Origin of the sequence: Anaerovorax odorimutans, from assembly GCF_024459955.1 — a bacterium.
GTDB lineage: Bacteria > Bacillota > Clostridia > Peptostreptococcales > Anaerovoracaceae > Hominibacterium > Hominibacterium odorimutans_A.
The window spans coordinates 1-205 of the sequence record NZ_JANFXK010000290.1 but is presented as its reverse complement, the minus strand read 5'-3'; the positions used below and the strand labels follow the sequence as shown (position 1 = coordinate 205).

Genomic DNA, 205 nt, shown 5'->3' with positions numbered 1-205 from the left:
CAAAAAAACGTTTCGCGCAGGCAAACTCCGCAGGATGCGTATCGCGCAAGCGATACAACGCACTCCGAGGACCTTGCCGTAGCGAAACCTCCTTTCTCTCCACATCAATCCGCGTGCCCACCAGGCACGCCACCTCTTTCTTCTCACAAACAAAAAAACGTTTCGCGCAGGCAAACTCCGCAGGATGCGTATCGCGCAAGCGATA

Annotated in this window: 1 protein-coding gene; it reads right to left on the bottom strand. The window is 54.6% G+C overall.

Going from position 1 to position 205, the window contains the following annotated elements:
• On the bottom strand, positions 1-205 hold a 205-nt coding region (locus NE619_RS18815; RefSeq protein WP_256133964.1), incomplete at both ends, for a hypothetical protein.